Source organism: Dehalococcoidia bacterium (assembly GCA_030648205.1).
Taxonomy (GTDB): domain Bacteria; phylum Chloroflexota; class Dehalococcoidia; order JAUSIH01; family JAUSIH01; genus JAUSIH01.
Window position 1 is genome coordinate 1 of sequence record JAUSIH010000034.1, and the last position, 9,819, is coordinate 9,819.

Here is a 9,819-nt window from a genome sequence, read left to right on the forward strand (position 1 = left end):
GGCGAGAATATCAAGAAGATACTGCTCAGGAGCGCCACACGGCGGCGGTACATCTCCTGCGCTACAAGATAGAAGACCACCACCGTCGCCGCGCCGATGAGCGCCAACGCCACGCGCATATCCTTGAAAAGGATGTCCGCCGCTGCCAGCACTGCGGGGAAGACAGGCACGTATTTCGGATAGAGCTTGTGTCCGTCGCTGATGAGGAACCATGCGTTGAAGAAGTCGCCGTGCGCCGGAGGCTCCACCCAGAGCTTACCGCTTTCAATCATGCGGGCATGGAAGAGATACACGCCCTCGTCATGGTTGTTGGAAAGGAAAGGAAACACGGTCTGGGATGTCAGCAGCACCAGCCCGAAGGTGACCAGGCCAAGGACGAAGGGCACACTGCGGGCCAGCCACCGGCTCGCGCGGGAGATAGGAAGGCCCAAAGCCGGAGTGGCAGAATCGTTCACAGCGATTTGTCCACCTTGCTCCTAGCCCTGGGCCCGCACGGACACGCGCATAACCGGCGCGATGTCTTTTTCCAGCCACGGGCTGCTGGGAGGGTTGAGGTTCTGCCACATCTCACCCGGCGTGACGATACGTATTCTGTCATTCTGGATGTCAAACCAGAAGCGCTCCTCATAGATGCTGCGCGTCTCTTGTTCGGGTGTGTCGGAGAAAGCGATGGCAAAGTTCAAAGTTGTCGTGGTCGAAAGGCTCACCCCGCCCGACTGTCCTTTGTGCGGGCCTTCAAAGATGATCTCCTGCGAAGTCAGTCTCCAGCGGAACTGATGAGTCTTCCCCAGAGTGGATGCATCGTCCAAGAGGTAATTGTTCGTTTTCTCCTGATTCCATACGTAAGCGACGACATAGGGTTTGTTTGAGGGATTCTTAATCTCACCCTCTATCACGATGCTCTTGCCTTCGATCAAAGCAAGGGGCACAAGGGTGGTGTTTGGTATATCGCCAGAGGCGAGTGCCCAATCGGTTCCCCATGTCCCTGCGTAACGAAAATAGTACGGCGTGCGGCCGCCCATGGCGTCAATGAGACGCAGATTGTCGTTCCCTCTGTTTGCAGCGAAGACAACAGGGCCATTGAAAGAGGGGGCGTTGATTAGATAGCTTAGGGGATGATGGATGAACGGCCCGTAAGGGATGGGCAAGAAAACCAGAGCCTGGTCAAACTTACGAGTGGTGAAGGGGGCATAAATCGCTCGATTCTTGGACGCCACTTGCTCATTGACAGCCAGGGCGTTTCTAACGAGCAAAGCATCAATGCCCAACACAGGCAACGCCAGCACGAGTCCTAGCGCCACCGTGCGCCAGACGTTCCAAGCATAACTACTTTTCTTGAGGGGGTTTTGCCGTTGCACGCGCCTGAAAGCGTGGCGGAGGGAATGGAGTCCCTTGAAGAGTCCGTATGCACCCAAGGTCGTGAGGGGCAACAGGATATCAACGTAGTAGCGCGGCCCGATGGCGCTCAAGATAGGGTCTGGTAACCCCGCCGCGTTTAGTGGAACGATGCCCCAGTAATAGCTGTAACCCAACGCGATACTGCCGGCAAGCGATAGCATGAAGAGACCGGGGAACTGAATACGGCGACTCAGGAGCGTAACGAGAATAAGGAAATACAGCGCAGCTCCACCAAACACCCAGACAGTCATAGCAGTCAGATTGAGGCCAATACCGTCCAAGGCTCTGGATGGGGTGTGCACAACAAAGGGTCCGGGACCTGACGGCGATCCAAGGCCGTGCAGACCAAACCCTAGAGTATCTTCGGGCCCGTAGACATTATACGGGAATAAGAAAGGATTCCCAGTCAATAGATAGTTATATCCCAGCATCAGCGCAAAGGGCGGCACAGTCCCTGCCATTATCAGAGCTATGGTGCGAAACGGCACCCTCGTCCGCAGCAGCAAGTAGAGTACGTATGCTATTGCGGGAAAGGCAAAGAGGAGGGCGGTGTACGGGTGCAAAAATGCCGCAATACCCATGAAAATACCTGCCAGAAGGGGATGCAACCACCCCCCGCGGCGGAGCGCTTTGAGAAGCAACAGCAGGGACAGAAGATTAAACAGAAACGTGGGGATATAGTACAGAAAGGTACTGGCTTGGACAACAAATAGTGGTGAGAGCATCAGAAAAAGAGCAGCCACGAGCGCAACGGGCCGATTATACAGCTCGAGCACTACAAAGTATTGTGCGATGACCGCCGCCGCAGCGATGAATGCGAGCGCTACGCGCATATCCTTGAATAGGCCATTGAAGACTGCGAGGATGGCGGGAAAGATCGGAGAGTGGATAGGGTATATCTTTGATCCATCGTTGACTATCAACCAGGCATTGAAGAACTCGCTGAAGGGGCCTGGCTCTATCCAGAGCTTGCCATTCTCCAGCATTTGGGCATGGAAGATGTATGCGCCCTCGTCATGGTCTGTGGAGAGATACGGGAACACGGTATGTGACACCAGCAGCACAATAAAAAAGGCAGCCAGTCCGAGAACGACAGGCGTCACACGCCAAAGCAGCGCCGCCCACTTGACGGGAGCCAGGGGCTTGGCTGAGGGAGCAACTTGAGTGTTCTGCATGCCGCTCACGGCTCGACCTCGTCAGAGGACTGTTCCTCTGATTGTTGCAGACGTAGCGCCGAGGATGCAACCCCCTGAAACGTGGTGGGCAGGGATACCCATCTTACCAAGAAGAGGCGTCCCTGCCCAATCGTCGGCCCGGTTCCAGGGCTACCTGTCGTTCAAGTTTGGCAATGTCCAGCTATGTCCTGGGACGGCGTGATACGAGCACTACGACGACTACAATCACCGCCGCCGCAATGACAATGCCCACGACAAGCCCCCAGGGGAATGAAGGGGGAGGTGGCGGAGGCGGGGGCGCCGGAGTCGGCGTGGCGGTCGGCGCGGGCGCGGGCGTGGCGGTCTGCGGGACAGGCGTGGCCGTCGACGCGGGTGTTACGGTTGGCGGGACGGGCGTGGCCGTCGGGCGCGGTGCGGGCGTGGCCGTTGGCGCTGGCGTCGCGGTCGGCGCTGGCGCGGGCGTCGCGGTCGGCGGCACGGGCGTGGGCGTCGCCGGGACCGGCGTCGGCGTCGCAGCCGGCGCGGGCGTGGCCGTCGGCAGCGCGGCGGACGTCGCGGTCGGCGCGGGAGTCGGCACAGAGGTGGCGACGGGAGTAGGCGTGGCGGGTTGTGCCTGCACTGTCAGGTTGCCTTGGAGCCGGTCAATGCGTACAGTGTAGGCCCCGGCCTTGGGCTGAATGGTGAAGGTGACGGGCAACGACGACGCCACGGGCACCGTGACGGTGCGGCTGGACTCGACCTCGGAGTTGAGCCACAGGGTGGCGTTGTAGTCCACGGAGGACCTGCCCGTGTTGACCACGTTCACTCCAACGGTCACGCTCTGTCCCTCCTGCGCGGGGGACGGGGAGATGGTTAGGTTGTCCACCCGCGTGGTGGGGGCCGGGGCCTCGCTGCCGCCGGAGATGGCCCACAGGGAGTAGCCCGGCGGCGCCACGCTGTAGTACAGCCGCTGGGCGTCATCCTGCACCAGCTTCCCGACAAATGGCACCCAGATGTTCCGGGCCTCGTCGTATCGGTTGAAGCGGATGGACCAGGGATGTATCTGGTTTGTCCCCAGCCAACTCTTCTCGACGAAGAACGTGGTATGCGACGCGACGAGGTCGGAGTTCTGGAAGTTCTCCGGCGTGAGGCGCACGTATTCGCTGACGACCTGGCCGGAGGGGAGCGATGGCACGCCCGACGGGAGCAGCAGCACGTCCTCTACCTTGACGTGAGCGCCGGGAATCGTCCGTGCGAATTTCGCCAGGATGGCCTTGATTGGCGCGGGCGAGCCGACGGGCGCCCATGTGCCGGTGCCCGACGGAGACGCACCCGTGGACGGGGTCGTCTCCGGCGTGAACGATTCCACCGTCATGAAGTTGCCGATGTTCGCCAGGGCCTGCGGGTTGATCGCTATACCCGTCGCGAGGGCGCCGCTCGTGGCGATGGGGTTGCTGGCGGCGCTTGCTATGACCATCTGGCTCGTGGCCTGGCCGTTGGTCGTGGCGGAGGTCACCAGGGCCTGTCCCGTCGCGCCCGGGTTCGTGGCCGCGGAGGTCGCCAGCGCCTGTCCCGTGGCTGTGGGGTTGGCAGCCGCGCTCGCCGCCAAGGCGTTGCCGGTGGCGACGGGGTTCGTGCCGGCGGAGCTGGCCAGGGCCGAACCCATCGCCGCGGCGTTCAAGACGGCGGCGTTTGCGAATGCCGTGCCCATGGCTTCCGCGTTGCCGGCCGCGGCGGTCGCCAGGGCGACACCGAGGCTGGTGGCGTTGGTCGTAGCCGCGCTGGCCAGCGATGCTCCCATCGCTGTAGGGTTGGACACGGCAGCCACGGCGAGGGCGTTGCCCATGGCGACGGCATTCGTTGCCGCGGCATTTGCGATGACCGCGCCGGCCGCGGCGGAGTTTGACAGTGAGGCAGCAGCCAGGGCCACGCCCATTGCGCCAGGGTTGCGCCCAGCGTCGTCGAGTTGGACGCCGCGGCGGACGCGATGGCCGCGCCGATGGCCGAGGAGTTGCCAGCCGCGGCGGACGCGAGGTCGCTCGCGGAGATCGTGCCGCTCGCCAGGGAGGTCCCGACTACGGCGGGGTTGTTCGCGGCGGCCGTCGCCAGTGCGCCGCCTGCGCCACCTCCGCCTCCACCACCTCCGCCTCCACCGCCTCCACCGCCTGCGCTCGGAATTGAAGTGACACTCAGATTGAGTTGAGTGGCTGGTGCGCCTGATTGAAAGGTAGAGGTAGTCGCCTGGACGGTGCTGACAAAGAAGGTAATCGTGTCACCGTTGACGCCGCCCTCCTTGGTCGTGGTCGTCGCGGGGTCGTCGCCGGGCATGTAGAAGACGGGTGAATAGCCGTATCTTCCCAGCGAGTCCGTTGTTGTCGTCGCGTAGGTGACGCCGCCGATGGCCGCGCTCACCGTGACGCCAGAGGACGCCGCTGAGCTGCCGACCGTCACGGTCCCGTAGAACTGGTGGGGGATGGAGGGGGCATTAAAGCGGGCGGACCCCAGCACGGGCGTCAGGAGAAGAAGAACAGCCAGAGATATGTGGCGGATGAGTCCTATGTATCGTTGCAAAGCGCACCACCTCAGAAAGTCCGGGGGCTGCGAGAGCGCCGACGGTCCGCCACGGCGGACCACCAGCGGCAACCTCCGAAGAGGTCTTCTTATCCCACGTGAGGCCCGTCAAGGCGTTCCTCGACGGGCCTCACGAAAGCGTCGGTTTTCCTCAGGTCAGGCCTGTCCGTTAGTTGGTGGGCACGATGTTGCCCGCCTGCTGCATGAATATCCAGTAGCCGCGTCCAGGCTCCATGGTGCTGCTTTCGTCCTTGCCCTTGAAGGCGCCCAGGACGATCTGCGGCGGCGTGTCGCGCTGGAACAGAATGAAGTTGTCGTAGGCGAGCAGCGATCCCCAGATCTGGGCTGGCACGGAGACGCTGCGCAGCGCCTGGCTCACCGTCTTTGTCCGCTCCGAGTGGAACCCGATGGCGGCCCAGCCCGCGGGCACGGGATAGACGGGCGGCGTGGCGTTCGCGCCCGCCTGGAGCAGCGTACCCGTGTAGGTGAACTTCTTGGGCGCGGGCGTGCTGGCCAGGCCCGGCGCCAGCGGGTCGGAGAAGGTGAAGGCCGAGCTGGTCATCTTGGTCCAGTAGCCGCGTCCCGGCGCCATCTCCGTCAGGTTGCCGGGCGCGCCGCTGGCGTTGAACACCTTCCATCGCTGCGTGGCGTCGGTGACGCTGGCGTCATAGTACCAGATGGCGTCCAGACCAGAGAGGCCCGACGTCAGCCGCTGGATCTGTGTCTGCGTCTGCGTCGCTGCGTAGGTGGTCGAGTCAGGAGTGAGCGGCAGCGATATCAGGTTCCAGTCAGGCAACAGGTAGATCGTGAAGGCTTGCAGGGATGCGACGATGTTGGCCGACACGGTGGACGTCTTGATGTTGCCGGCGTTGTCGTATGCCTTGATGGTGAACGACAGCGTGCCGCTGGCCGCGGAGGAGGGGATTTCCATCGGCAACAGGAAGTTGCCCGAGGTTCCCCACTGGTCGCGGACAGCCGCGGGCACGTCCGTGCTCTTCAGGAACGTCGGTGCGGTGCCTCCGCCGGTCGGGACCAGCTCCACCTTCTGCATGCCGCTGAGGGCGTCGGCGGCGGTCACGTCGAAGATGACCTGGTCGCCGACGCGGGCGGATATGTTGCCCACGGGATACCGGGTGGCGTTCACCGTGGCGGTGGGCGCGTCCGCGTCCAGCACGATGGAGGCGGTGGCCGAGCCGGTGAGGCCGCCCTTGTCCGTGATGGACGCGACGATGCTGTTCGTGCCGGGGAACAGGTTGATGACCTGGGAGAAGGCGCCCCCCGTGGGCGACGTCTTGGACGTGGCCACGGTGATGCCGTTGTTGGTCACAGTCAGGAGGTCAAAGTTGGCCTCCGCGACCGTGCCCGAGAGAGTCTGCGTGGCCGTGCCCGTGGGCGTGGTGACCGCGCTGAGCGCCACGATGGGCGCCGTTGTGTCAAGGGATGCCGTGACGGACTGGGACGCCGGCCCACCCGAGAGATATTGACTTGTGGCGGTGGCCGTGATCGGGTTGGAGCCCTCCGCCAGGGTGAACGTGGTGCTCCACGTGCCGTTGGAGTTGACCGGCACGGTCGCGCCGGAGAAGCCCTGGCCGCTGATGGAGACGTCGTCAATGAACCAGCCCTTGCCGTTGTTCACCGAGCCGTCCACTGAGTCGAACTTGAACCGTATCTTGCCGGTCTTGCCGTTGAACTGGTCCAGATTGAAGCTGACAAGCGCCCAACCGCCGCCGGAGGACGTGGCCTGAATCGCGCCGCCGCCGCCGCCCATGAATGGGGGTGGCCCGCCGAACGAGGCGAACGCGCTGGGGACCATCTGCACCCATGTGCACTTGGGGCCGCAGTTCATGCCGCCCAGCGGCATGCCCGCGTCAACAATCTGCACCGCGGGCTCGGTGGGCCCGCCGGACTCAACGAACTGGACAACCTTCTTGTCGAAGGAGTTGCCGGGCTCGGTGTCATACCAGGTCTGGAAGCTCACGGTCGTGCCGGTGGACACCGTGATGGTGCTGGCGGAGCCGTACAAGATGATATCCAGGTCGCCGCTGTTGGCGGAGCCAGTCTGGAAGTTGCCCATGGATTCCTGGCCATACCACCAGACCTTCGTGCCCGTCTTGGGAGTTGGAAGGTTCTGGGGGAACTGGTTCTTGAGCGCCGGTGATGTCAGGTCGGAGATGTGCCAGAGACCGCTCTTCGACCACTTGGTCTCTCCGCTCTCCGCTCTCCGCGCCGTCCGAGAAGACGGTAGAGACGGGCAGGACCACGCCGACGCTGATGTTGTTGACGCTCAGGTCGCTGACCGTGCCGCCCACCGTGATGTTGGCGGTGGAGAACGCCTGGTTGGTCGTGGGCGTGGTGATGGCCAGCCCGACAGACGAGGCCTTCGCCAGGCTGAAGTTGGCGACGGAGCTGGTGATGGCGCCCACCGTCGCCGTGCTCACGGAGAGCTGGGCGGTGTAGCTGCCCACCGTGGTCGCCTCGGGAGCGGGCGTGCCCGGCAAGGTGGAGACGTAAACGCTGGAGAAGGCGCTCACCATGTACAGCGAGCCGTTCAGCATCTCCAGGCCGCCGAAGTTGCTGAAGGGCGAGTTCACCGTGTCCATCGTCACGCTGCCGCCGGGCGGGTTGTCCCAGCGGAAGACCGCATTGTTTTGCCCCACGACCAGCATGGTCCCGTTGTAGGTCATGTCCTCCGCGCCGTTGATGCTCGGAGGAGGCGGGAAGCCGCCGCCGCCAGACGGGGCGCTGAACGGGCTGCCGACGAGCGAGCCCGTGAGGGACAGCTTCTGGAAGTTGTTGGAGTTACGCAAGCCCGCGGTCAGGTTTGTGCCGTCGTAGGCCAGTGCGCCAACCTGCTGGCCGCCAAAGAGGTTGATCGGGTAGCGGGTAATGCTGTGGGGAGAGGCCTTTTCAATCCTGACCAGCTCCCGGTTTGCGTTGTCGTAGGAGTAGAGGTAAGAACTGACGCCGACCAGACCGTCCTGCGTGCTAGAGTCCGTCTGGAACAGGCCGAGCTGCGCGCCGGTGCCGTCAAGGACCATGATGCGCTGGTTCGACGAGCCGCTTCCGAAGTTTTGCGAGCCGAGAAGCCAGAAGCGCTGGTCGGTGGCAACGCTGGCGCTGCCCCCGCCGGTCACGCCGGACGCCATGTCCAGGATTGGGCTGTCGAACGTATCGTCAAAGGGCACGGTGAAAAGCTCGTTCCTGCTAGGGAGGCTGGGGGGAGGAGTGGGCGGCGGCGGATTCAGGAAGACCGGCGGTTGCCACGTGATAGCGTAGTTGATCTTGGCGCCGGAGGCGTTGCCCACGTAGCCCGATCCGGCGCTGGGATAGCCGTACCCTGTGCCGTCGGCGGCCAGCAGGTTCACGTATGTGACCGTGGCGGTGACGCCGTCGCCCAGGTTCTGACTCGTGACGGGCGTCGTGGGGAGCGACTTGGTGACAGGCTGCGGGCCGGTGATGGTGAGCGTGGCCGAGCTGACCTTGGTGAACTCGCCGGTGCCCACGTCAACCGACGCGGGCAGGGAGATAGTTGACCCCAGCACGTAGCTGGACGCGTTGGTGGCGAGGCTGGCGCTGACGCCAGCCGCTACGGACGGAAGAATAAGTGCGGCTACCAGCAGGACGCCGGTAATCAGGCCCGCGACGTGGTACCGGTTGAGGGTGAGCTTTGGCATGAGTTTAGGGAAGTGAGTATTCATACCGTCCCCCTTGAGAATAGCTTACCGGTTAATCCGGTCCAGGGTTCGCATTCAGTTGTGTCTGCCTGTCGGGAATAGCGCCTGTTTCCCTCCCCCATCACGTCTCGCCCAGCTACTTTGTAAGCCTGAGCCGCGTAAAACCTGATAAGCGCACCCTGCGACTCTACTCCCATGCGCCGAATTCACTTTGCACGGCCCAGACTGCAAAGTCACGCGAATCCTTATTATGCAGGTTTTGAGTACCTTGTCAAGTGCGCGTTGTATTCTCCGTAAATATCCGACAGTCAGGCTCCTTTCGTGAGGGGTGTGCGTAGTCCAAGGCCGAGGTGCGGCCGGTGGTAATGATACCGCTCCAGGAAATCCTCTGCAGCCTTCTGGCAGGAAGACAGGTCCGCGGCGCTGTAGCGTCCCCAGCCCAAGCACTCCTTGCGCACCGTCCGGTTGAAGCTCTCAATGTAGGCCTGCTCATTCTTCTTGTAGGGGCGGGCCACTCGATGCCGGTCGCAGTAGACCGCGACCCGCGCTAAGAAGGTGTTCTTGAACTCGCTCCCGCCATCTGTCTGGATGAGCGCCACGTGGCCGCCAAACCGCCTGGCCATGGCCCGATCGAGGAAAGCACGCCCGTAGGCAGCGGTAAGCGCCGGAGCGACCATGATATCTGCCTCCCTGGTGTAGATGTCTATGCCAGTGAAGGCATAGAGGCCACCCAGAAGAATGGAGTCCATCTGCACTACCTGGCGGGGCGCTGTGGCATGGGGCACAGGCCCGCGGAGGTGGTTCTTCTTCCACTTGGAACGGATGACGTACCTCTCTCGGAGGATCTCGTAGACCTTGGGTACGGAGAGGTGGACGCCGTGCTCCCGCTCCAGGAAGTAGACGATCTTCTGCCCGCAGTCCTTCGGCTGAAGGATGCCTCTCGCTCCCGCAGCTCCCAGACCCAGCGCTTTACCAACGGGTCCGTCGGGCGCTCTGTGCGAGGCCCTTTCTTGGCCTGCTGG

Annotated in this window: 6 protein-coding genes; all 6 read right to left on the reverse strand. The window is 63.1% G+C overall.

Going from position 1 to position 9,819, the window contains the following annotated elements; genetic code table 11:
• The coding region (locus Q7T26_03635; protein ID MDO8531250.1) for a hypothetical protein at positions 1 to 455 on the reverse strand (455 nt) is incomplete at its 3' end.
• A 21-nt stretch (positions 456 to 476) separates the two neighbouring features.
• A complete protein-coding gene (locus Q7T26_03640) occupies positions 477 to 2,573 on the reverse strand; it encodes a glycosyltransferase family 39 protein (protein ID MDO8531251.1) in 2,097 nt (698 codons plus the stop codon).
• A 181-nt stretch (positions 2,574 to 2,754) separates the two neighbouring features.
• Complete coding sequence (locus Q7T26_03645; protein MDO8531252.1) at positions 2,755 to 4,482, reverse strand: PGF-pre-PGF domain-containing protein; 1,728 nt, start codon at positions 4,480 to 4,482, stop codon at positions 2,755 to 2,757.
• 810 nt (positions 4,483 to 5,292) lie between these two features.
• Positions 5,293 to 7,197, reverse strand: a complete 1,905-nt coding sequence (locus tag Q7T26_03650; protein ID MDO8531253.1) for a hypothetical protein — start codon at positions 7,195 to 7,197, stop codon at positions 5,293 to 5,295.
• Positions 7,079 to 8,821: a hypothetical protein gene (locus Q7T26_03655; protein MDO8531254.1), complete on the reverse strand. Its 1,743-nt coding sequence runs from the start codon at positions 8,819 to 8,821 to the stop codon at positions 7,079 to 7,081. Before Q7T26_03655 ends, Q7T26_03650 begins: the two co-directional genes overlap by 119 nt.
• Positions 8,822 to 9,105: 284 nt before the next feature.
• The coding region (locus Q7T26_03660) for an integrase core domain-containing protein (protein ID MDO8531255.1) at positions 9,106 to 9,819 on the reverse strand (714 nt) is incomplete at its 5' end.